A 20719-nucleotide genomic window follows, 5' to 3' on the forward strand; every position below is an offset into this window, starting at 1 on the left:
TTCTGGACGTACTCCTTCCTGAAGCCGGTTTTCTGGCGCTGTTATTCAGTCTTGGGGTCAACGTGTTGACCCCGCTTGCCGTACTGGCAGGTGAACGCCTGCGCTGGCAGGGCATAATGCGTCTGGCGAGCGTGGGCGTCTGGACGCAATTTGCGTGCCTGTTGCTCGCCTTCTTGATTCTGGTGTTCTGCTTTCTGACCAGTGATTTCTCGGTTATCTATGTGGCACAACACAGCCACAGCCTGCTGTCGTGGGGACTCAAACTGGCGGCGGTGTGGGGCGGTCATGAAGGGTCGCTGCTGCTGTGGGTGCTCTTTCTGTCCGGCTGGAGCGCGCTGTTTGCCTGGCGTTATCGCCGCGAATCTGATCCTCTGTTTACGTTCACGCTCAGTGTACTCTCGCTAATCACGGCGTTACTGCTGCTGTTTGTGGTGTTCTGGTCCGATCCGTTTGTCCGTATCTTTCCGCCAGCGATTGAAGGGCGCGATCTCAACCCGATGTTGCAACATCTAGGGCTGATCCTCCATCCGCCGTTGCTGTATCTGGGGTATGGCGGTTTGATGGTTGCCGCCGGCGTGGCGCTGGCCTCGCTGTTGCGCGGCGATTTCACGAAGATGACGGCCTGGGTGTGCTGGCGCTGGGCGCTACCCGGTTGGTGTGCGCTGACGGCTGGCATCATTCTCGGCTCATGGTGGGCCTATTGCGAACTGGGGTGGGGCGGCTGGTGGTTCTGGGACCCGGTAGAAAACGCGTCTTTATTACCCTGGCTTTCTGCCAGTGCGCTACTGCACAGCCTGTATATGTCGCGTGAACGCGGTATTTTCCGCCACTGGTCGTTACTGCTGGCGATTGTCACGCTGATCCTCTCTTTGCTGGGAACGTTGATTGTCCGTTCCGGTATTCTCGTTTCCGTACACGCTTTTGCGCTGGATAACGTGCGCGCCGTGCCGTTGTTTGCCCTCTTTACCATTATGAGTCTGGCCGCACTCGGCTTGTACGGCTGGCGGGCGCGGGCTAATCAACAGGCCATACGTCTGGGCGGCTGGTCGCGCGAAATGTTGATTCTGGCGGCGCTGCTGCTCTTTTGCGCGGTGCTGTTGATCGTACTGATTGGTACGCTCTACCCAATGATTTATGGCCTGTTGGGGTGGGGGCGACTGTCGGTAGGCGCGCCGTATTTCAATCGTGCCACCTTGCCGTTTGGCTTGCTGATGTTGGTGGTGATCGTGATCACGATGGTCAGGCGCCGGAAGGGGGCCGTGCACCGTCAGTTTCCGGCGCTGTTGGCGCACGCGGGCGTGCTGGTTTTTGCCGCGGGGATCCTCTTCTCCAGCGGCAGTCGCCAGGAGATAAGCCTCAACCTGAGTCCAGGTCAGCAGGTTGAACTGGCGGGGTATACCTTCCGCTTTGAACGGCTGGATCTGGCCGCGAAAGGGAACTACACCACCGAAAAGGCGCTGATTACGCTGTGGCAGGGCGATAAACAAACAGGCACCCTGACGCCCGAGCGGCGCTTTTATTCCGCTCGCCGCCAACAGATGATGGAGCCTGGCATCCGCTGGGATCTGCTTCATGACTGGTATGCGGTGATGGGTGAAAAAACGGGCGAGGAACGGTATGCCATGCGCCTGTATGTGCAAAGCGGTGTGCGCTGGATTTGGGGCGGGGGGCTGTTAATGATTGCCGGGGCGCTGCTCAGCGGCTGGCGGGGGAGAAAACGCGATGCGTAGTCTTATCTGTAATGTGCCGGATGGCGGCGCACACGCCTTATCCGGCCTACGATTTCAGCGCGTCCCAGGCCTGGTAAGCGCAGCGGCGTCAGGCACGATCGTGGCGTTTATCTTACTGTGGGTTATCTCTTTTTCCGCTCATGCTCAGGTGGTCGATACCTGGGCTTTTGACAATCCGCAGCAACAGGAAAAAGCGCTGTCGATCGCCAGCCAACTGCGCTGTCCGCAGTGCCAGAATCAAAACTTGCTGGAATCCAATGCGCCGGTTGCGGTCAGCATGCGCCACCAGGTCTATACGATGGTGGCAGAAGGGAAAGATGAAGCTGAAATCACCGCCTGGATGACCGCGCGGTACGGTGACTTTGTCCGCTATAACCCGCCTCTCACCGGGCAGACGCTGCTGCTGTGGGCGCTGCCATGCTTGTTATTATTGCTGGTAGGCGGCGTGCTCTGGCGGGCCAGTACGCGGCAGCGTAAAGAGGAGGGCAAACCATGAGCCTGTCCGCACGCTCAGATGCATCTTCCCGTCCCTTGCCGGTGAAGTGGCTGGCGCTGGGCGTTGGGGTGATGATCATCGTTTGTCTCAGTGGCTATCTGCTGTCGCCAAAATGGCAGGCCGTACGAGACGAACAACGACGTCTGGCCGATCCGCTGCATGAATTTGCAGAGACCGCGACGCCGGAGGCCCAACTGATAGCGCTGCAAAAACTGATTCGCGCCAACCCGCAGGACAGCGAAAAGTGGGCGCTGCTCGGCGAGTATTATCTGTGGCGCAATGATTACGATAATGCGCTGCTGGCTTATCGTCAGGCTCTGCGTAGCCGTGGGGAGAATGCGGAGATCTATTCGGCGCTGGCGACCGTGCTCTACTACCAGGCTGGGCAGCACATGACGCCGGCGACCCGCAAAATGATTGATAAGGCGCTGGCGCTGGATGCTTCGGAAGTTACCGCGCTGATGCTACTGGCGTCGGATGCATTTATGCAGGCGGATTACAAACAGGCGATTGCGCAGTGGCAAAAAGTCCTGGATTTGAATTCACCGCGGGTGAATCGTGCGCAGCTGATTGACTCGATTAACATGGCAAAGTTGTTACAGAATCGGCAGAAATAGTTTTGTGCTTTAGGGAATTTATCTGTTTAAAAAACAAGCAAGTGAACCTCGCGGTCAAAATAATTCCTGATGGTTATAATTCAAAAATACAGATTTAAAAATCTTTCCATAACAAATAGTTATGCAATGTAATCCCGATAAATTCGCGTTATTATGCATTAATTCAGCGAAAAGCCCTGTTCTTAAAGGGTTGCGTAATATGCCCTGCAAATGGTACTGATTATGCGCGTTAAAAAACTCTACAAACCAACGCAACACAATTCATACCCTTTCAGTATGTAACTATTCCTGTTTTTTAACCGGAGTAGTGTTCCATTGAGGAAGTCCGTCGTTATGAAAAGTTTTAAACTCAGCCTGGCCTGGCAGATCCTGATTGCCATGGTGCTGGGCATTTTACTCGGCAGCTATCTGCACTATCACAGCGACAGCCGCGAGTGGCTGATTGCAAACCTGCTCTCTCCGGCAGGGGATATCTTTATCCATCTGATCAAAATGATCGTAGTGCCGATTGTGATCTCCACGCTGATTGTCGGGATTGCCGGCGTCGGCGATGCGAAACAACTGGGACGTATTGGCGCGAAAACCATTCTTTATTTCGAAGTGATCACGACCATCGCCATTATCCTCGGGATTACGCTGGCGAATGTGTTCCAGCCGGGTTCCGGCATTGATATGTCGCAACTGGCGACCGTGGACATTTCGAAATACCAGAACACGACGGCAGAGGTGCAGAGCCACGCGCATGGCCTGATGGGCACCATTCTGTCTCTGGTACCGACTAATGTCATCGCGTCGATGGCGAAAGGCGACATGCTGCCAATCATCTTCTTCTCGGTACTGTTTGGTCTGGGGCTCTCCTCTCTGCCGGCAACGCATCGTGAGCCGCTGGTGACGGTGTTCCGCTCTATTTCTGAAACCATGTTTAAAGTCACGCATATGGTGATGCGCTATGCACCGGTCGGGGTGTTCGCGCTGATCGCCGTGACCGTGGCGAACTTCGGTTTTGCCTCGCTGTGGCCCTTGGCGAAGCTGGTGCTGTTGGTTCACTTCGCGATCCTGTTCTTCGCGCTGGTGGTGCTGGGTATCGTCGCGCGTATTTGCGGGCTGAGTATCTGGATCCTGATCCGCATTCTGAAAGACGAACTGATTCTGGCGTACTCCACCGCCAGCTCTGAAAGCGTGCTGCCGCGTATTATCGAGAAGATGGAAGCCTATGGCGCGCCAGCCTCAATCACCAGCTTTGTGGTGCCGACCGGCTATTCGTTTAACCTCGACGGCTCGACCCTGTACCAGAGTATTGCGGCGATCTTCATCGCGCAGTTGTACGGTATCGACCTGTCGCTGTGGCAGGAAATCGTGCTGGTGCTGACGCTGATGGTGACCTCAAAAGGGATCGCGGGCGTACCGGGCGTTTCTTTTGTGGTACTGCTGGCCACGCTTGGCAGTGTCGGTATTCCACTGGAAGGTCTGGCCTTTATCGCCGGTGTTGACCGTATTCTCGACATGGCGCGTACGGCGTTGAACGTGGTGGGGAATGCGCTGGCGGTACTGGTTATCGCCAAATGGGAACACAAGTTTGATCGCAAAAAAGCGTTGGCGTATGAGCGCGAAGTACTGGGTAAATTCGAGAAGACCGCCCAGTAACGGTTAACTGGTTGCCGGATGGCGGCTTCGCCTTATCCGGCCTACGAGTCGGTATCGCTTGTGCCGGATGGCGGCTTCGCCTTATTCGGCCTACGAGTCGGTATCGCTTGTGCCGGATGGCGGCTTCGCCTTATTCGGCCTACGAGTCGGTATCGCTTGTGCCGGATGGTGGCTTCGCCTTATTCGGCCTACGGGCCGGTATCGCTTGTAGGCCTGATAAGCAAAGCGCCATCAGGCAATCTGAGTCAGCCGTTCGTTAATCGGTCAAACTCCTCGCAGCCGGTATCGAAGCCTTCGGTACAGCTCAGATTCAACCAGTGCAGCGCCTTCTGTTTATTCTTCTCAATAAAGCCCTGTTCACCGTTCAGAAACATCATTCCCGCCCAGTATTCGGAATACCCGGTACGGGAGATGGCGGAACTGCGCTTGAAGTACCAGGTCGCTTTATCATCATCAGCCTGAATGCCGACGCCGTTGGCATAAATCAGGCCGAGCAACATCTGCGCATCCACAGCAACATCGCTCTCCAGATTTTCAGAGGCGTTTTGCAGCAGAGAAATGGCTTTGGGGTAATCGGGTTTTCCGGCCTGAGTATTGACCAGAATGCGTGCCAGCGTAATTTCCCCCGCTTTACTACCTGCCCGGGCGGCCTTTTCCGCCAGCATTTTCGCTTCCGGGTAGTCCAGACTGACCGGGTTAGTGATTTTAATCTGCGCCAGCAGCGCACAGGCATCCGCATCGCCATTGTCGGCGGATTTCTGTGCCCAGTATTCGGCTTTGCTCAAATCGCCGAAGCTAAACCAGCTGTCAGCGAGGTAATATTGCGCGCGTTTGTCACCTGCCTCTGCGGCCTGCAAATACTGGCTTCCTGGCTCAGGATTGGCAGCACGGGCAAAGAATGTCATCAATAACATCAATGCAAGAAGTGGTTTCATTATTAAGTTTTAATTAGGGTACGGAATCGACAGTATAAAGAGATCCTATGGATAAAAAAACAGCCTCCGGGGTGGAGGCTGTTGAGATGCATCAACGTTGTGGTTAGCCCATTGCGGTTTCGCGCAGGCGGGCCTTCAGCTTGTTGTACTCATCAATCACGTACTGCTCGGCGGCGGACTGATTGGCAATCGGCTCCACGCGCACGGCGCAATACTTGTACTCCGGCGTTTTGGTAATCGGGCTTAAGTTCTCGGTCACCAGCTCGTTACAGGCGCCAATCCACCACTGGTAGGTCATATAAATCGCCCCTTTGTTCGGGCGTTCGCTGACCTGCGCGCGGGTGATAATTTTGCCTTTTCGCGAATGAACCCAGACCAGCGCTTCATCTTCAATGCCCAGACGCGCCGCGTCGGCCGCATTGATTTGCGCATAGCCCGGTTCGTCTGCCAGCGCGGCCAGAGCCGCACAGTTACCGGTCATCGAACGACAGGAGTAGTGACCGACTTCACGCACCGTCGACAGCACCATTGGGTATTCGTCGGTGAGTTTATCGATCGGCGCGACCCAGTCGCAGGTGAAGAACTGTGCCATGCCGTTCGGGGTATCAAATTTCTCTTTAAAGAGATAAGACGTCCCCTGGTCGGCGTCCGACGTATCGCGGCAAGGCCACTGGATGTAGCCCAGTTCGCCCATTTTCTCGTAAGTTGCACCGTAGAAATCCGGGCACAGATGACGCAACTCATCCCAGATCTCCTGGGTGTTGTTGTAGTGCATCGGATACCCCATACGGGTGGCGATCTCACTGATGATTTGCCAGTCGGTTTTCAGATCCCACTTCGGCTCAACGGCTTTAAAGAAGCGCTGGAAGCCACGGTCAGCGGCGGTAAAGACCCCTTCATGCTCGCCCCACGACGTTGACGGTAAAATCACATCCGCCGCCGACGCGGTTTTGGTCATAAAGATGTCCTGCACGATGACCAGTTCCAGATCCTCAAAGCCTTTGCGCACCGCAGAGAGTTCCGCATCGGTTTGCAACGGATCTTCACCCATGATGTACGCCGCACGCACTTCGCCATGCGCCGCACGGTGCGGCAGCTCGCTGATGCGATAGCCGGTGTGCGCAGGCAGGCTGTCCACGCCCCAGGCTTTGGCGAATTTCTCGCGGTTAGCCGGATCTTTCACATACTGATAGCCCGGATAGGTATCCGGTAGCGCACCCATATCGCACGCGCCCTGAACGTTGTTCTGGCCACGTACCGGGTTAACGCCCACGCTGGGCTTACCGAGGTTGCCGGTCAGCATCGCGAGGCTGGTCAGTGAACGCACGGTTTCCACACCCTGATAGAACTGAGTGACGCCCATGCCCCACAGGATGGTCGCGCTTTTCGCACCGGCATACATCCGCGCCGCCTGGCGAATTTCACTCGCGCTAACGCCAGTGATGTCCTCAACGGATGCAGGCGTGTAGCCTTCGACGATCTTACGGTACTCCTCAAAGCCTTCCGTACGCGAGGCGACAAACGCCTGGTCGTATAGGTTTTCTTCAATAATGACATGGCCTATCGCGTTCAATAGCGCGATATTCGAGCCGTTTCGCAGTGCGATGTGCATGTCGGCAATGCGCGCAGTTTCAATTTTGCGCGGATCGCAGACGATAATTTTCGCCCCGTTACGTTTCGCGTTAATCACGTGATTCGCCACAATCGGGTGGGAATCCGCCGGGTTGTAGCCGAAGATAAACACGAGATCGGTGTTATCAATTTCGTTAATTGCGTTACTCATTGCGCCGTTACCGACCGACTGGTGCAGACCTGCAACCGATGGGCCGTGTCAGACGCGAGCGCAGCAGTCAACGTTATTGGTACCAATAACGGCGCGCGCAAATTTTTGCATGATGTAGTTAGTTTCATTCCCGGTGCCACGAGACGAGCCGGTCGTCTGGATGGCATCAGGGCCGTATTTCGCTTTGATGGCGCTCAGGCGTTCTGCGACGTAGTTCAGCGCTTCATCCCAGGAAACAGATTCCAGCTTGCCGCCACGCTGGCGACGAATCATAGGGGTTTTCAGGCGCGGGGTCAGGATCTGGGTATCGTTAATAAAATCCCAGCCGTAATAGCCCTTCAGACACAGAGTACCCTGATTGGTTTTCCCCTGCGCCGCCTCAGCCCGGACGATTTTGCCGTTATCGACCACCAGGTTGATCTTGCAACCTGATGCGCAATACGGGCAAACCGTGACGACTTTTTTCATCGGTCTCGCTCCAGTTAATCAAATCGCGCATACACGCTTGTCGCCCTGAGTATGCATCTTTTATGCCACATTTTAATTGGGGGCTTTCCCTGATATTACGGGTAATTTTTGGACAAAACCCTGACGAAAAACAGGCTGTCGTCATATTTGACGTGACGATTTCCCGTGAATGACAACACATTGCCCTGCGCAACGGCGGGGCCGCGCTGGCCGAATTTGAGATTCCTCCTCTGGTTGCATCTGCTGGTGTTAACTAACGTAGAAACCGTCCCCTTTTGAGGCTGGTTTTATGAAACGCACCCTGACGCTCTTTTTATTCAGCCTGCTGTCGCTGGCGACCGTGCCGGCACAGGCCGATATCATTGATGATGCCATCGGCAACATTCAGCAGGCGATCAACGATGCCTATAAGCCTGACAGCGATAGCGGGCGGGATTACGAGGATTCGCGTGACGACAGGTGGCAGAACGAAATGAGCGACGATCGACGCAGACAGTATGATGACCGTCGCCGTCAGTTTGAGGACCGTCGACGTCAACTGGACGAACGCCAGCGCCAGCTCGACCGCGAGCGCCGTCAACTGGAAGACGAAGAGCGCAGGATGGAAGAGGATTACGAGCGTTAATCCACGACAATTTGCATCCCGTCATAGCCCGCTTCAAATCCGTCCGGGAGCGGGTTATCCATCAGCCAGACATCGAATGAGTGGCTGATATGCGTGAGGATTACCTGCGGGCAGCGAATCACCGCATTGAGCGCTATCACGGTGGTTAAGTCACAGTGATTACGCGGCGGTTGGGGACGCGGCGGATGGCTACAATCGATGACGATAACCTGCGGCCGATTGTTGAGCAGAAAGGTGAGCGTTTTATCGGGCAGTCCGGCGGTGTCAGACAGCCATGCCACGCGGCTGTGCGCAGTTTCCAGAAGATAACCCAACGTCAGCTTTGAGTGGTTCAGCGGTAGCGGTGTCACCTGCAATCCCTGTAACGAAAACACCACAAACGGCTCGACGGTGTGGCTAAAGTCGAGAATGCCAGGATGCTTAAACAGATCGTCGCAACCCTGTTCGTCCGCCGGGCCGTACACCGGGATGGACGCACCGACGCCCCAGCGCAGCGGAAACAATCCCTGTACGTGATCCATATGGTAGTGGGTGAGTAAAAACTGTCGGAAGCTGCCCGCCGGCCAGTCGTCCATCAGGTGCGATATACCCGCATCCAGCAGCGTCACCGTATTGTTGAATTTGACCACGCCGCTACACGGGCGTCGGCGATACTGTTCCTGCAGGCGTGCGCGACGACAGGCGGCGCAGTCGCAGCCAAACGCGGGTACTCCTTGCGCACCGCCGGTGCCGCTTAGCGTGATGCTCAGACTCATCGTGATTCCCCTTGTCGTATCGTGCCGGATGGCGGCGCGAGCGTCTTCTCCGGCCTGCGTATCTCACAATGCTTTTGTGAAGCGAAAATGGCTCTGTTCGTAGCCTTCGCGCTGATAAAAACGGTGGGCGTCATGGCGTTTCACGCTGGTGGACAGCTCGGTCATCTCCGCCCCCGCTTCACGGGCTTCCTGTTCCGCCCACGCCAGTAACTGGCTGCCGATTTTCAGCCCCCGCGCCTGCGGCATCACTACCAGTTCCTGAATCTCGCCAATCCAGTTGGCGTGATGTAAATGATACTGCAGATGCAGACCAATCAACCCAACCGCCTGGCCCTCAAGCAGCGCTAACTGATAGCGCAGTCGGGTATCCTGCAAATTGGCGGTGAACCCGGCGCGAAAGGCCGGGTAATCAAACCGGGTTTGCTTCAGTTCGCAGATGAGCGCGTACACGGCCTCGGTGTCTTGTGCCGTGGCGCGACGAAGTTCACAGGCAGACATGGCGTGGCTCCTTGCGTCCCATTAACGATAGCAGCGAGTCGACGGACTGGTGCAAACTGCCGTCGTTATTAAGCATATGGCAGTCAAACGGGGCATAGCGGGCCGCGCGTTCAAGACGGGCGGCGATCTCCGTTTCGCTCTCCCGCCCGCGCGCCTGTAAGCGCTGGCGTAAAATCGCAGGAGAAACCTGCAAGCAGACCGGCAGCAGTGCCGTACCGTAGCGCGCCTGCGCCTGAGGAAGATGTGCGCGTGAGCCGTTGACCACCACGTCGAAGCCGCCGTTGAGCCAGAGATCGATCTCAATGCCAACACCATAATAAAAGCCGTTAGCATGCCAGCTTAGCGCCAGCAGATTATGCCCGGCACGAGTGAAAAACTCCTGCTCGCTGAGGGCAACATGATTCTCGCTCCCGGCATTCGCCGCGCGGGTAATATAACGATGCGCCACCAGCAGTTGCGCATGTTCCTGCTGACGGAGTTCTGTCAGCAAACTGTCCTTTCCAGAGCCGGACGGCCCCATCAGCCAGATCAGTTTTCCCATACTCAGAACACCCTCTTTCCCTGGCGCCAGACGTGGTCGATGTGGATGTGATCGCCTTTACGGTGCGCCAGTACCAGATCGGCACGTTTCCCTTCGGCGATCGTACCGCGATCGCTAAGACTGAGCGCCCGCGCCGGATTAGCGGTCACCAGGCTGATCGCCTGTGGCAGAGTGAAGCGGTTGGTCGCATCGTCTGCGACGCGAAACGCGGCATCCAGCAGGCTGGCGGGGTAGTAATCCGACGAGAGGATATCCAGCAACCCCAGTTCTGCCAGCGTGTGCGCCGCAACGTTGCCGGAATGAGAGCCGCCGCGCACGATGTTTGGCGCGCCCATCAGCACGTTCATGCCGTGCCGACGTGAGGCCTCTGCGGCTTCGAACGTGGTGGGAAATTCGGCGATGACGCTGCCAAGCTGATGAGATTCCTGTACATGCCCGGAGGTGGCGTCATCGTGGCTTGCCAGCGCAATGTTGCGTTCGCGGCACAGTTGCGCGATAGCGGTCCGGTTGGGCTGCGACCAGCGTGCCGCCAGCGCCAGTTGTTCTTCTTCGTACCGCGCCATCTGTTCATCGGTCAGTGAATACTTGCCCTGATAATATTCACGATACTTCTCGCGGTTGGCGAACTGGCGCTGGCCCGGCGAGTGATCCATCAGCGAAACCAGCGTGACCGGTTCACGGCTGACCAGCTTCTCGAACAGCGGCAGTGTGGTGTGGTGCGGCAGTTCGCAGCGCAGATGCAGGCGATGCTCGGCGCGGTTCACCCCACGCTTTTGCGTCTCCTCCACGGCGTTGATCATTTTCTCCAGGTTTTCCAGACGATCGCCGCCGTCGCGGACATCGCCAATCGCCACCGCGTCCAGCACGGTGGTGATACCGCTGGCGACCATCAGTGCATCGTGACTGCTCATCGCGGAATGGGCGGGCCAGTCCACCTTCGGTCGCGGGGTAAAGAATTTGTCGAGATTATCGGTATGCAACTCGATCAGCCCCGGCAGCAGCCAACCGCCTTCGCCATCCAGCGCTTCGGGAAGACGGCTCTGACTTTGTGTAAAGGCGCGAATCACGCCATCCTGCATTTCCAGCGATCCCTGTACCACTTCATCTTCCAGCACCAGCTTTACATTGTTGATAATCATGGTGTTGTTCCCATCAGGTGCAAACGATCCGCCACGCGGTCGCGCACAGTTTGATCGTGAAAAATGCCGACAATGGCCGCACCGCGCGCTTTCGCCTCTTCAATCAGCGCCACCACGGCGGCACTGTTTTTGGCATCCAGCGACGCGGTCGGTTCGTCGAGCAACAGAATCGGGTAATCAACGATAAATCCGCGCGCGATATTGACACGCTGTTGTTCACCGCCGGAAAAGGTTGACGGGGCGAGATGCCACAGGCGTTCCGGTACGTTCAGGCGGGTCAGCAGACTTGCGGCTTTGGCGGCGCACGCCTCACGCGATACACCGAGATCCAGTAGCGGCTGCATCACCACATCCAGCGCGGAGATCCGCGGGATCACCCGCAAAAACTGGCTCACCCAGCCGATCGTGGTGCGGCGGACTTCCAGTACTTTGCGCGCCGGGGCCTGCACCAGATCCACCCATTCGTCGTGATGGCGAATGTGGATATGCCCTTCGTCGGGCAGATAATTGGCATACAGCGAACGCAGCAGCGTGGATTTCCCGCTGCCGGAGTGGCCATGTAAAACGATACATTCACCGTTTTTGACTTCCAGCGAGGCATTTTGTAGCACCGGCAGGCGCACGCCGTTTTGCTGGTGGAGCACAAAGGTTTTACTGACGTTTTCAACGCGGATCGCGTTCATTTTTAGCCTCTTTAAGCATTTGTGCATTCGATTGCCTGATGGCGCTTTGCTTATCAGGCCTACAAGCGATACCGACCCGTATGCCGGATAAGGCGCAGCCGCCATCCGGCATACGATGTTTAATTTTGCAATACCGACGACACCAGCAACTGGGTATACGGATGGTGCGGATCGTCGAGCACGCGATCGGTTAATCCACTTTCCACCACCTGGCCCTGTTTCATCACCAACAGACGATCCGCCAGCAGGCGCGCCACGCCTAAATCGTGGGTGACAATGATCACCGCCAGATCCAGTTCCACCACCAGCCCGCGCAGCAAATCCAGCAACTTCGCCTGGACGGAGACGTCGAGGCCGCCGGTCGGCTCATCCATAAACACCAGCTTCGGGTGGGTGACGAGATTGCGAGCGATTTGCAGACGCTGCTGCATGCCGCCGGAAAAGGTGGTCGGTAGATCGTCGATACGTGAAGCCGGAATCTCGACCTCCTCCAGCCAGCGCTGGGCGGTAGCACGGATCTCGCCGTAGTGGCGCGCGCCGGTCGCCATCAGGCGTTCGCCGATATTGCCGCCTGCCGAAACCTGACGACGCAGGCCGTCCAGCGGATGTTGATGCACCACGCCCCAATCGGTGCGCAACAGGCGGCGGCGGTCGGCCTCGCTCATGGCGTACAGCGAACGGTTCTGATACTGAATCTCGCCTGACTGCGGTATCAGGCGCGAGGAGATGGATTTCAGCAGGGTGGTTTTACCGGAACCCGACTCCCCGACAATGCCCAGCACTTCGCCAGGCCACAGGTCAAAAGAGACATCGCTGAAGCCTTTGCCCGGCGCGTAGAGATGGGTCAGGTTATTAACCGAAAGCAGCGGTTGCGTCATTGGCTGAGTGCCTCGCTCTGTTGGCGGCAGTAGTCGGTGTCGGAGCAGACAAACATGCGTTTGCCGGTGTCATCGAGTACCACTTCATCAAGATAACTGTGTGTTGAACCGCAGATGGCGCAGGGCTCATCCCAGGTTTGTACGCTGAATGGATGATCGTCGAAGTCGAGGCTTTCCACGCGGGTGTACGGCGGCACGGCGTAGATGCGCTTTTCGCGTCCCGCGCCAAACAACTGAAGGGCGGGCATCATGTCCATCTTCGGGTTATCGAATTTCGGGATCGGCGAGGGGTCCATCACATAGCGGCCATTCACCTTCACCGGGTAGGCGTAGGTGGTGGCGATATGGCCGAAGCGGGCGATATCTTCATACAGCTTCACCTGCATGATCCCGTACTCCTCCAGCGCGTGCATGGTGCGGGTTTCGGTTTCGCGTGGTTCGATAAAACGCAGCGGCTCGGGGATCGGCACCTGGAAGATCAGGATCTGATCTTCCGTCAGCGGCGTTTCCGGGATCCGGTGACGGGTCTGGATAAGCGTAGCGTCTTCCGTGCGTTCGGTGGTATTGACCCCGCTGACGCGTTTGAAGAAGTTGCGGATCGATACGGCGTTGGTCGTGTCATCCGCGCCTTGATCGATTACCTTCAGCACGTCCGGTTCACCTATTACGCTGGCGGTGATCTGGATCCCACCGGTGCCCCAGCCGTAGGGCATCGGCATTTCGCGGCCACCAAACGGCACCTGATAGCCGGGGATCGCCACTGCTTTAAGGATTGCGCGACGGATCATTCGTTTGGTCTGCTCATCGAGATAAGCGAAGTTGTAGCCGGAGAGGTTAGTGGTCACGGGTAGCCTCCTGTTGCAGGCGTTTGAGCAACTCCAGCTCGGCCTGGAAATCGACGTAGTGGGGGAGCTTGAGGTGCGAAACAAAACCCGCCGCCTCGACGTTATCCGCGTGCGCCAGCACGAATTCTTCGTCCTGCGCCGGTCCCGTGACCGTTTCATCGTAGTCGGGTGCCTGTAGGGCGCGGTCCACCAGCGCCATTGCCATCGCTTTGCGTTCGCTCATGCCGAACACCAGTCCGTAGCCGCGGGTAAAATGAGGGGCGTCGTTGTCCGGGACGACAAAACCGTTGACCATTTCACATTCGGTCATCAGCAGTTCGCCGACGTTGACCGCAAATCCCAGCTCTTCCGGTACCGTTTCCAGCGCAACGTAGCCACTACGGATTTCGGCCGCGAACGGGTGATTGCGCCCGTAGCCGCGTTGGGTGGAGTAGGCCAGCGCCAACAGATAGCCCTCATCACCGCGCATCAGCTGTTGCAGGCGCGAGGCGCGGGAACAGGGGTAAACCGGCGGCGTGCGGGTGATGTCATCCGGGGTGGCACCGTTATCTTCTTCGGGCTTCGCCAGTCCCTGGTTTGCCAGCAGCGAAAAGACGTGCGGGGCGGCGTCCTGCGTACTTTCTGCTGTCCGCAGCGGCGGTGTTTCGCCATTTGCCAGCAGCGTAAAATCGAGCAGACGATGGGTGTAGTCGTAGGTTGGCCCTAACAGCTGTCCGCCCGGAATATCTTTATAAACGGCGGAGATGCGGCGTTCCAGGCGCATTTCCGCGCTGTTCACAGGCTCACTCACCGCCAGCTTTGCCAGCGTGGTGCGATAGGCGCGCAGCAGAAAAATGGCTTCGACGTTATCGCCGCTGGCCTGCTTGAGCGCCAGCGCCGCCAGTTCGCGATCGGCAATACCGCCTTCGGTCATGACGCGATCGACAGCCAGATTCATCTGCTGTTCTATCTGCGCCACGCTCAGTTCGACAACGGCAGCATCGCCCCGGCGTCGCTGCTCCTGTAACGCGTGGGCGTTGGCTATCGCCTTTTCACCCCCTTTGACGGCGACGTACATCAGCATACCTCCACATGGGTGGTTCGCGGGATAGCCAGCAGCCGTTCGCCGCAGGTGAGGATAAGGTCAACACCCAGAGGGAATGGATGCGGACGTTCGGTAAGTTCGTGGATCAGGCACTCTGGCAACTGTGGTGCGATCATTCGCTCTTCGGCGATGCCTGCGCCGGTCAGGCGTAACATCCGCCCGCCGCTCAGGCTGGAGACCTGCACGATAAGCGTGGCGCTGGTCTCCGGCGCGACGGCAGAACCGGCAGAAAGGGCATTAAGCTGTTCGCTGCTGATGCGCTCGTCGGCCACGGCAAAGGTCGCCAGTTGGGGCTGTTCGACCATCGGCGCGTTGGTGTGAAAACGCAGGTTCTGGCTGGCGATATCATTATTCATCGCAGGCGACAGCCAGACCGGTGTATCGCCGTCGACCAGCGTCAGCAGAACGCTGGTGGTTGCCAGATTCAACGGCTGCCAGCCGTGTTTCAGTTGATGCAGGGCAACAATCACCCCCGGTTCGCTCATCGCTTTCAGCAGGCGGCGAAAGCTTTGTTGAGCGTCGTGGACGGGCAGGGTAAAGGCGGTCTGTAGGGTCATTCGTTATCTCCGCGTACCAGCGTAAAGAAGTCTACCCGGCTGGCGTTGACTTCGGCGCGGCGGGCGGTGATTTCCGCCTCCCGTTCTGCCTCCAGCGGGCTAATTAAGGTTTCCATGAGATTCTGGAAATGCGTCTGTTCCTGCAGTAAGGCGTCGATGACGGCGCATTGCTCGGCGTGGTGTTTGTTGCGTCCCAGCAGGTAGCTGTAGCCCAGCGTGCCGCTTTTCAGGCGTACGACCGCGCGGGTCAGCGTGGTGTCTCCGGCAAAGAAGCGGTTGCCGGTGCCGCCCATGCGCGCCTGAATTTGCATCAGCCCGGTTTCCGGGGCGCGAATCAGTTCATATTCCGGAGTCAGTTTAAGCGCCTGGAGTCGCGCATTCAGGGCATCGGCCTTACTGTAAGCCAGCGCGCGCATCCAGCGCTGGCGGGTGGCGGTATCGAAATGCATTCAATGCTCCATAGTGAATTCGATCATGTCGGCGCGGGTCAGGCTGACGGAGTACTCCATCGCACGTTCTTCGCCTTCACGGTGGTTCAGGGTGCGCACGCAGAGCAGCGGCGCCATGTTGGGGATTTCCAGAATCTTGCACTCTTTCGCCTGCGCACGGCGGGCGCTGATGCGTGTCTGGGTGCGCTTGAGCGTGAGGCCGGACTGCTCGCGCAAATAGTCGTGCAGCGAGCCGTGGTTAAAGCCTTGCAGCAGCGGCCAGAGGGTGAGATCGGAAAAGTAATGGTCAATCAGACACAGGGCGATACCGTTGACACGCCGCAGGGTGCGCAGATGAATGACGTTGTCGCCCTCCTGCACGCTGAGCGCATCGGCAACGTGACGGGAGGCCGGGCGCAGTACCGCCAGCAGTTTTTCGCTGGTGGGATGGCTGCCCTGATCCAATAGGTTCTGACTAAAGCGCGCCTGGGCGTTAAGCGGATAGTCGAACGGGCGCATCAACACCAGTACGCCGACGCCCTGACGACGCTGGACCCAGCCGCGCTCAACCAACTGGTCGATGGCGCGGCGCAGGGTATGGCGATTAACCTCATAATGCGCGGCAAGCTGATGCTCGGCGGGCAGGTAATCACCGCAGCGGTAGTGTTGACGTAGCTCCTGCTCAAGTCTCGCGGCAATCTCCTGATAACGCGTCGGATAACTGGTCGGATGTGTAGACAAGTGCATAGCAATCAATGCCTCGCTAATCAGATAAAGTGCTTACGTAAACGCTGGGAGAGAAAATCCAGCAGGCTGACGGTCACGATGATCAACACCATCAGGGCACAGGTTTGCTGGAACTGAAAACCGCGAATCGCTTCCCACAACGTGACGCCAATGCCGCCTGCCCCCACCATCCCGACGACGGTTGCCGAACGGACGTTGGATTCAAAGCGATACAGCGAGTAGGAGATCAGCAGCGGCATCACCTGGGGCAGCACGCCGTAAAGAATCTCTTCGATTTTGTTAGCGCCGGTGGCGCGAATACCTTCAACCGGACCAGGTTCAATGGCTTCCACCGCTTCGGACAGCAGTTTGGAGAGCACGCCGGTGGTGTGGATAAACAGCGCCATGACGCCGGCAAACGGACCGAGGCCGACAGCGACCACGAACAGCATCGCAAACACCATTTCGTTGATGGCGCGGCAGGCGTCCATCGCCCTTCGCATCGGCTGGTAGATCCACCAGGGCACGAGGTTATCGGCGCACATCAGGCCGAAGGGAATGGAGAGGATCACCGCCAGCGCGGTACCCCAGACGGCGATTTGCAGGGTCACCGCCATTTCGCCGAGGTAGTCCTGCCACTGGCTAAAATCGGGGGGAAAAAAGTCGGCGGCGAAGGTCGCCATGTTGCCAGAGTCCTGAATCAACGTGAGTGGGGCCATTTCGGCGCCTTTCCACGACACGACCAGAACGGCGAGCAGAATGGCCCAACTTACGAGCGAGAACCAACTGCGCTTTGGCGGGGCAACGGTGATGGTTTGCATGTTTAGCTCCGTATAAACGTGTGTTTGCGTTGTAGGCCAGCGCCATCCGGCATTTGCAGAGGGTGATTGCCGGATGGCGGTGCAAGCACCTTATCCGGCCTACAATCCGGCCTACGGGTTACTGCACCGCTTTGTTCACGCTGGTCATGGCGCTGAGCGCCGCGGTCAGACGGTCAAGATCGTCCAGTTGCGCTTTAATCGCGGACGATTTAGTGGTCTTCTCTTCGGCGTTCAGTCCCTTGTTGTCCTGCACGCTCTGCATCTCTTTAAACAGCGCGAGCTGGCGAATCGGCACCAGTTGCAGATCGCTGGAGGCGCGGAACGGCGCCCAGCCCAGGCGTTCCAGCACGGTTTTCTCTTCTGGCGTTTTGCCGTAGTTCATGAAGAAGTCGTACACCTTGTCCTTGGTGGCTTCGGAGAGGTTCTTACGCCAGACGATCGGATCGCCCGGGATCAGCGGCGATTTCCAGATCACCTTCAGCGCTTTCAGTTTGTCCGGCGCGGACGTTTTCAGCTTATCGAGGTTCTCGGTGTTGTTGGTGGCGACATCCACCTGCTTGTTGGCGACCGCGAGGGCATTAGTTTCATGACCGGCGTTGACGGTGCGTTTGAAGTCGCTGGCGGCAATATTGTTTTTCGCGAAGACGTAATAACCCGGAACGAGATAGCCGGAGGTGGAGTTAGGATCGCCGTTACCGAAGGTGAGATCTTTGCGTTTGGCGATCAGCTCGTCGAGGTTGTTGATCGGGCTGTCCTTGTTGACGATTAACACGCTCCAGTAACCCGGCGATCCATCGGCGGCGACAGTTTGCGCGAAGACCTGTCCGTTAGCACGATCCACCGCTTCCATTGCCGACAGGTTGCCGTACCAGGCAATATCGACTTTATTAAAGCGCATGCCCTGGATGATCCCGGCGTAGTCCGGGGCGAAGAAGGCGTTCACTTTCACGCCCAGCTTCTTCTCCATATCCTTCAGGAACGGGTCCCATTGGGGTTTCAGGTTTTGCTGTGATTCGGTCGAAATAATGCCAAAGTTCAGCGCGTTTTCCTGCTCTTCGGCATAAGCCGGGCTTAATAACGTACTGAGGCTGAACATGCTGGTAAAGGCCAGTGCGGCAACAGTTCTGTAACTCATTTCCATTCCTCACTTTGTTCCAGGCTATTTCACTTGCCAGCCTGAATTCGGGCAGTGCTCAAAATCCTCACGTACTACGTCTACGCTCCGGTTTTTCCGCGCTGGCCGCCTTCAGTCTGTCTGCGCCAATAACGCCTGGTCTTTTTGAATTAAGCAGCCTGCGCGTTCTGTTCGACGCGGTTCATACTGCGGTAGAGATGGTCAAATCGTTCGTTATCAAACAGCTGGCTGCTTCCGTCATAGAAAACGTGTCCCTGACGCAGTGCGACAATGCGTTCGCAGTAGCGCAAGGCATAATCCACCTGATGCAGTGTGACGACGACGGTAATGCCGTCGGTCTGGTTGATGTCGCGCAGGGTGTCCATCACGATGCGCGCCGATTCCGGGTCCAGTGAGGCAATCGGTTCGTCGGCAAGGATCACTTTGGCCTGTTGCATCAGCGCCCGGGCGATGGCCACGCGCTGCTGCTGACCGCCGGAGAGCGTTGAGACGCGTTGATACGCAAAGTGCGCCATCCCGACGCGGGTCAGTGCCTGGAGCGCGCGCTGTTTTTGCTCTGCGCTAAACCAGCTAAAACAGGTGCGCCAGAACGGCGTACTGCCAAGCGCGCCAATCAGCACGTTCTCCAGCACCGTCAGGCGAGTCACCAGATTGAACTGCTGGAAGATGTAACCGGTATGCGCGCGGCTCTTGCGGATATCGCGCGCCAGTCGACCTTCATGCTGAACGGTGCGACCCAGCAGCTCGACGCGGCTGCCTGCGGATTTATCACCGCTAATCAAGCCGCTCAGATGACGTAAAAGAGTGGATTTGCCGGAGCCAGACGGCCCAAGCAGAGCCACCATTTCACCGGAACCGATGTTCAGATCAACCGCATGTAGCGCCTGATGCTGATTGAACGTTTTGGAGAGTTTCTCGACGCGAATAATCGTTTCCATGATGCGGCCTCTCTAAAAAAAGTGGCCCCATCGTGGCGGATTAATATGACGTTTGGGTTAAGGGGACGTTACCTGCCGATGAAGAGTTAAGGTGAGTTTGATGACAGGACGGGAGGCACGCCTCCCGTGAGGTTATTCGGTTGGCTGGGGCTGTTTGACGACATTGATCATCCACGGCACGCCGTAACGATCGCTGACTTTGCCAAAGCCATGCGCCCAGAAGGTTTCCTGCCAGTCCATTTCGATTTGACCCTCAGCGGCGAGATTATCAAACCAGCGCTTCCCTTCGTCGACATTTTGCGTGTCGAGAACCAGCGTGAATCCAGAATAGTGGGCTTTGTCGGAAGAAATGGCATCACTCATCATGATGTCGCTATTGGCAATACGTACGTTGGCGTGAGCAATCGCGGTATCAGGAAACGTCATGCCAGACGGGCAACCGTCTTCGCTGTCCTGCGCCGATTTGGGCATTTCACCGAAGCTGATTTTATACAGGAGTTCTGCATCCAACGTTTTGTGATAATACGCGATGGCGTCAGCGCAGTTTCCGGCAAAAGAGATGTAGGGACTTAACGGCATAATCTTTACCTCAGGTAAGAGAAGCCAGTTAAGTGTAGTTACCTCAGGCCCGGTAAGCGAAGCGCTACCGGGCAATTTACATCAGTTCTTTTTCACGAATTCTGATTTCAGCTTCATCGGGCCAAAGCCATCAATTTTGCAATCGATGTTGTGGTCGCCTTCCACCAGACGAATGTTTTTCACTTTCGTGCCGATTTTCAGCATCGAGGAGCTGCCTTTGACTTTCAGATCTTTCACGACGGTGACGCTGTCGCCGTCAGCCAGCAGATTACCGTTGGCATCTTTAACGATCGGAGCGTCGTCTTCATGCGCCGGTTCTGCATCGTTCCATTCATGAGCGCATTCCGGGCAGATGTACATGCCGTTATCTTCGTATGTGTATTCGGAGTTGCATTGTGGGCAGTGGGGTAATGACATGTCGATTTCCTCAAAAGTCAGCAAGGGCAAACGCGCCCAAAAAATGGCAGATTGCCGAAAAAGGACGCAATTATACACAAAATCCTTAACGTTGTCGGGACTACTCCGTTTTTAAGGTAAATACCGTACTGTGACCGCAACCTGTCTGCCAGACAAAAAAACGCGCTAATATTTTTAAGGGAAATTGCTACCGTTTGTTATTTGAGATAAGGTGACGAGAAATATTTGAAATAATTGGCTGGTCGAGTTTCAGTTAAGGGTCGATTACATCATCTCTCCCCTTATTTTTGGTAGGTGTAATTAATCAGGGTTGGTCTGGTTTTTTATAAAACTGAACTACGCTTTTTACTTTCTCATGTTAATGAACATTATTCAAAAATAACAGTTGAAACAATAA

The 20719-nt window shown here is 56.7% G+C and carries 22 protein-coding genes and 1 pseudogene; 5 read left to right on the forward strand and 18 right to left on the reverse strand.

What is annotated here, in order from left to right; translation table 11 throughout:
* Window positions 1-2: 2 nt before the first annotated feature.
* The 4 genes and pseudogenes from KE671_RS00470 to gltP all read left to right on the forward strand — a co-directional run.
* A pseudogene (locus KE671_RS00470) lies at window positions 3-1762 on the forward strand (heme lyase CcmF/NrfE family subunit); the annotation flags it as partial.
* 68 nt (window positions 1763-1830) lie between these two features.
* On the forward strand, window positions 1831-2226 hold the full coding sequence (nrfF, locus tag KE671_RS22995) for a heme lyase NrfEFG subunit NrfF (protein ID WP_432759325.1): 396 nt from the start codon (window positions 1831-1833) through the stop codon (window positions 2224-2226).
* Window positions 2223-2843: a heme lyase NrfEFG subunit NrfG gene (nrfG, locus tag KE671_RS00480; protein WP_206161257.1), complete on the forward strand. Its 621-nt coding sequence runs from the start codon at window positions 2223-2225 to the stop codon at window positions 2841-2843. The genes nrfF and nrfG overlap by 4 nt, the downstream gene beginning before the upstream one ends.
* Window positions 2844-3176: 333 nt before the next feature.
* Window positions 3177-4487, forward strand: coding sequence for a glutamate/aspartate:proton symporter GltP (gltP, locus tag KE671_RS00485; RefSeq protein ID WP_206161258.1), 1311 nt, complete (start codon window positions 3177-3179; stop codon window positions 4485-4487).
* Between the two features lie 245 nt (window positions 4488-4732).
* Here the strand turns inward: gltP and yjcO are convergent, their stop codons facing one another.
* Window positions 4733-5422, reverse strand: coding sequence for a Sel1 family TPR-like repeat protein YjcO (yjcO, locus tag KE671_RS00490; protein WP_206161259.1), 690 nt, complete (start codon window positions 5420-5422; stop codon window positions 4733-4735).
* 103 nt (window positions 5423-5525) lie between these two features.
* Window positions 5526-7673 (reverse strand): formate dehydrogenase subunit alpha, encoded by a 2148-nt coding sequence (fdhF, locus tag KE671_RS00495; RefSeq protein ID WP_206161260.1) that lies wholly within the window; start codon window positions 7671-7673, stop codon window positions 5526-5528.
* Between the two features lie 289 nt (window positions 7674-7962).
* Here fdhF and yjdP point away from each other — a divergent pair, with 289 nt between their 5' ends.
* On the forward strand, window positions 7963-8298 hold the full coding sequence (yjdP, locus tag KE671_RS00500; protein WP_206161261.1) for a DDRRRQL repeat protein YjdP: 336 nt from the start codon (window positions 7963-7965) through the stop codon (window positions 8296-8298).
* Here yjdP and phnP read toward each other — a convergent pair.
* The 16 genes from phnP to KE671_RS00580 form a co-directional block, all read right to left on the reverse strand.
* Window positions 8295-9053, reverse strand: a complete 759-nt coding sequence (gene phnP / locus KE671_RS00505; RefSeq protein WP_206161262.1) for a phosphonate metabolism protein PhnP — start codon at window positions 9051-9053, stop codon at window positions 8295-8297. The genes yjdP and phnP overlap by 4 nt on opposite strands.
* Before the next feature lie 63 nt (window positions 9054-9116).
* Window positions 9117-9551, reverse strand: a complete 435-nt coding sequence (gene phnO / locus KE671_RS00510; protein ID WP_206161263.1) for an aminoalkylphosphonate N-acetyltransferase — start codon at window positions 9549-9551, stop codon at window positions 9117-9119.
* Window positions 9538-10092 (reverse strand): ribose 1,5-bisphosphokinase, encoded by a 555-nt coding sequence (phnN, locus tag KE671_RS00515; RefSeq protein WP_206161264.1) that lies wholly within the window; start codon window positions 10090-10092, stop codon window positions 9538-9540. The genes phnO and phnN overlap by 14 nt, the downstream gene beginning before the upstream one ends.
* Window positions 10093-10094: 2 nt before the next feature.
* Window positions 10095-11231 carry an alpha-D-ribose 1-methylphosphonate 5-triphosphate diphosphatase gene (gene phnM, locus KE671_RS00520; RefSeq protein WP_206161265.1) on the reverse strand — a complete coding sequence of 379 codons (1137 nt, stop codon included), beginning with the start codon at window positions 11229-11231 and terminating at the stop codon, window positions 10095-10097.
* On the reverse strand, window positions 11228-11914 hold the full coding sequence (phnL, locus tag KE671_RS00525; RefSeq protein WP_206161266.1) for a phosphonate C-P lyase system protein PhnL: 687 nt from the start codon (window positions 11912-11914) through the stop codon (window positions 11228-11230). Before phnL ends, phnM begins: the two co-directional genes overlap by 4 nt.
* Window positions 11915-12033: 119 nt before the next feature.
* Window positions 12034-12792: a phosphonate C-P lyase system protein PhnK gene (phnK, locus tag KE671_RS00530; RefSeq protein WP_206161267.1), complete on the reverse strand. Its 759-nt coding sequence runs from the start codon at window positions 12790-12792 to the stop codon at window positions 12034-12036.
* A complete protein-coding gene (gene phnJ / locus KE671_RS00535) occupies window positions 12789-13580 on the reverse strand; it encodes an alpha-D-ribose 1-methylphosphonate 5-phosphate C-P-lyase PhnJ (RefSeq protein WP_241029735.1) in 792 nt (263 codons plus the stop codon). Before phnJ ends, phnK begins: the two co-directional genes overlap by 4 nt.
* A 46-nt stretch (window positions 13581-13626) precedes the next feature.
* The gene (locus KE671_RS00540; RefSeq protein ID WP_206161881.1) at window positions 13627-14694 is read right to left on the reverse strand and encodes a carbon-phosphorus lyase complex subunit PhnI; all 1068 of its coding nucleotides are present in this window, start codon (window positions 14692-14694) and stop codon (window positions 13627-13629) included.
* Entirely contained in the window at window positions 14694-15278 is a 585-nt protein-coding gene (gene phnH, locus KE671_RS00545; RefSeq protein WP_206161269.1) for a phosphonate C-P lyase system protein PhnH, read from the reverse strand. Before phnH ends, KE671_RS00540 begins: the two co-directional genes overlap by 1 nt.
* A complete protein-coding gene (phnG, locus tag KE671_RS00550) occupies window positions 15275-15727 on the reverse strand; it encodes a phosphonate C-P lyase system protein PhnG (RefSeq protein ID WP_206161270.1) in 453 nt (150 codons plus the stop codon). The genes phnH and phnG overlap by 4 nt, the downstream gene beginning before the upstream one ends.
* Window positions 15728-16453, reverse strand: coding sequence for a phosphonate metabolism transcriptional regulator PhnF (phnF, locus tag KE671_RS00555; RefSeq protein ID WP_206161271.1), 726 nt, complete (start codon window positions 16451-16453; stop codon window positions 15728-15730).
* A gap of 20 nt (window positions 16454-16473) precedes the next feature.
* Window positions 16474-17253, reverse strand: coding sequence for a phosphonate ABC transporter, permease protein PhnE (phnE, locus tag KE671_RS00560; protein WP_206161272.1), 780 nt, complete (start codon window positions 17251-17253; stop codon window positions 16474-16476).
* 118 nt (window positions 17254-17371) lie between these two features.
* Window positions 17372-18388 (reverse strand): phosphonate ABC transporter substrate-binding protein, encoded by a 1017-nt coding sequence (gene phnD, locus KE671_RS00565; protein WP_206161273.1) that lies wholly within the window; start codon window positions 18386-18388, stop codon window positions 17372-17374.
* Between the two features lie 149 nt (window positions 18389-18537).
* Window positions 18538-19326 carry a phosphonate ABC transporter ATP-binding protein gene (gene phnC / locus KE671_RS00570; protein WP_206161274.1) on the reverse strand — a complete coding sequence of 263 codons (789 nt, stop codon included), beginning with the start codon at window positions 19324-19326 and terminating at the stop codon, window positions 18538-18540.
* Between the two features lie 132 nt (window positions 19327-19458).
* Window positions 19459-19905, reverse strand: a complete 447-nt coding sequence (yjdN, locus tag KE671_RS00575; protein ID WP_206161275.1) for a VOC family metalloprotein YjdN — start codon at window positions 19903-19905, stop codon at window positions 19459-19461.
* An 81-nt stretch (window positions 19906-19986) separates the two neighbouring features.
* A complete protein-coding gene (locus tag KE671_RS00580; RefSeq protein ID WP_046494016.1) occupies window positions 19987-20322 on the reverse strand; it encodes a zinc ribbon domain-containing protein YjdM in 336 nt (111 codons plus the stop codon).
* Window positions 20323-20719 lie beyond the last annotated feature (397 nt).

This window comes from Citrobacter amalonaticus (genome assembly GCF_018252635.1).
In the GTDB taxonomy this organism is placed as follows: Bacteria; Pseudomonadota; Gammaproteobacteria; order Enterobacterales; family Enterobacteriaceae; genus Citrobacter_A; species Citrobacter_A amalonaticus_E.

Bases quoted from the DNA above. Each gene is read 5' to 3' on its own strand.
- nrfG (WP_206161257.1), top strand. From the start codon at position 2,223: ATGAGCCTGTCCGCACGCTCAGATGCATCTTCCCGTCCCTTGCCGGTG.
- gltP (WP_206161258.1), top strand. From the start codon at position 3,177: ATGAAAAGTTTTAAACTCAGCCTGGCCTGGCAGATCCTGATTGCCATG.
- yjcO (WP_206161259.1), bottom strand. From the start codon at position 5,422: ATGAAACCACTTCTTGCATTGATGTTATTGATGACATTCTTTGCCCGT.
- yjdP (WP_206161261.1), top strand. From the start codon at position 7,963: ATGAAACGCACCCTGACGCTCTTTTTATTCAGCCTGCTGTCGCTGGCG.
- phnP (WP_206161262.1), bottom strand. From the start codon at position 9,053: ATGAGTCTGAGCATCACGCTAAGCGGCACCGGCGGTGCGCAAGGAGTA.
- phnO (WP_206161263.1), bottom strand. From the start codon at position 9,551: ATGTCTGCCTGTGAACTTCGTCGCGCCACGGCACAAGACACCGAGGCC.
- phnN (WP_206161264.1), bottom strand. From the start codon at position 10,092: ATGGGAAAACTGATCTGGCTGATGGGGCCGTCCGGCTCTGGAAAGGAC.
- phnM (WP_206161265.1), bottom strand. From the start codon at position 11,231: ATGATTATCAACAATGTAAAGCTGGTGCTGGAAGATGAAGTGGTACAG.
- phnL (WP_206161266.1), bottom strand. From the start codon at position 11,914: ATGAACGCGATCCGCGTTGAAAACGTCAGTAAAACCTTTGTGCTCCAC.
- phnK (WP_206161267.1), bottom strand. From the start codon at position 12,792: ATGACGCAACCGCTGCTTTCGGTTAATAACCTGACCCATCTCTACGCG.
- phnJ (WP_241029735.1), bottom strand. From the start codon at position 13,580: ATGATCCGTCGCGCAATCCTTAAAGCAGTGGCGATCCCCGGCTATCAG.
- KE671_RS00540 (WP_206161881.1), bottom strand. From the start codon at position 14,694: ATGTACGTCGCCGTCAAAGGGGGTGAAAAGGCGATAGCCAACGCCCAC.
- phnH (WP_206161269.1), bottom strand. From the start codon at position 15,278: ATGACCCTACAGACCGCCTTTACCCTGCCCGTCCACGACGCTCAACAA.
- phnG (WP_206161270.1), bottom strand. From the start codon at position 15,727: ATGCATTTCGATACCGCCACCCGCCAGCGCTGGATGCGCGCGCTGGCT.
- phnF (WP_206161271.1), bottom strand. From the start codon at position 16,453: ATGCACTTGTCTACACATCCGACCAGTTATCCGACGCGTTATCAGGAG.
- phnE (WP_206161272.1), bottom strand. From the start codon at position 17,253: ATGCAAACCATCACCGTTGCCCCGCCAAAGCGCAGTTGGTTCTCGCTC.
- phnD (WP_206161273.1), bottom strand. From the start codon at position 18,388: ATGAGTTACAGAACTGTTGCCGCACTGGCCTTTACCAGCATGTTCAGC.
- phnC (WP_206161274.1), bottom strand. From the start codon at position 19,326: ATGGAAACGATTATTCGCGTCGAGAAACTCTCCAAAACGTTCAATCAG.
- yjdN (WP_206161275.1), bottom strand. From the start codon at position 19,905: ATGCCGTTAAGTCCCTACATCTCTTTTGCCGGAAACTGCGCTGACGCC.
- KE671_RS00580 (WP_046494016.1), bottom strand. From the start codon at position 20,322: ATGTCATTACCCCACTGCCCACAATGCAACTCCGAATACACATACGAA.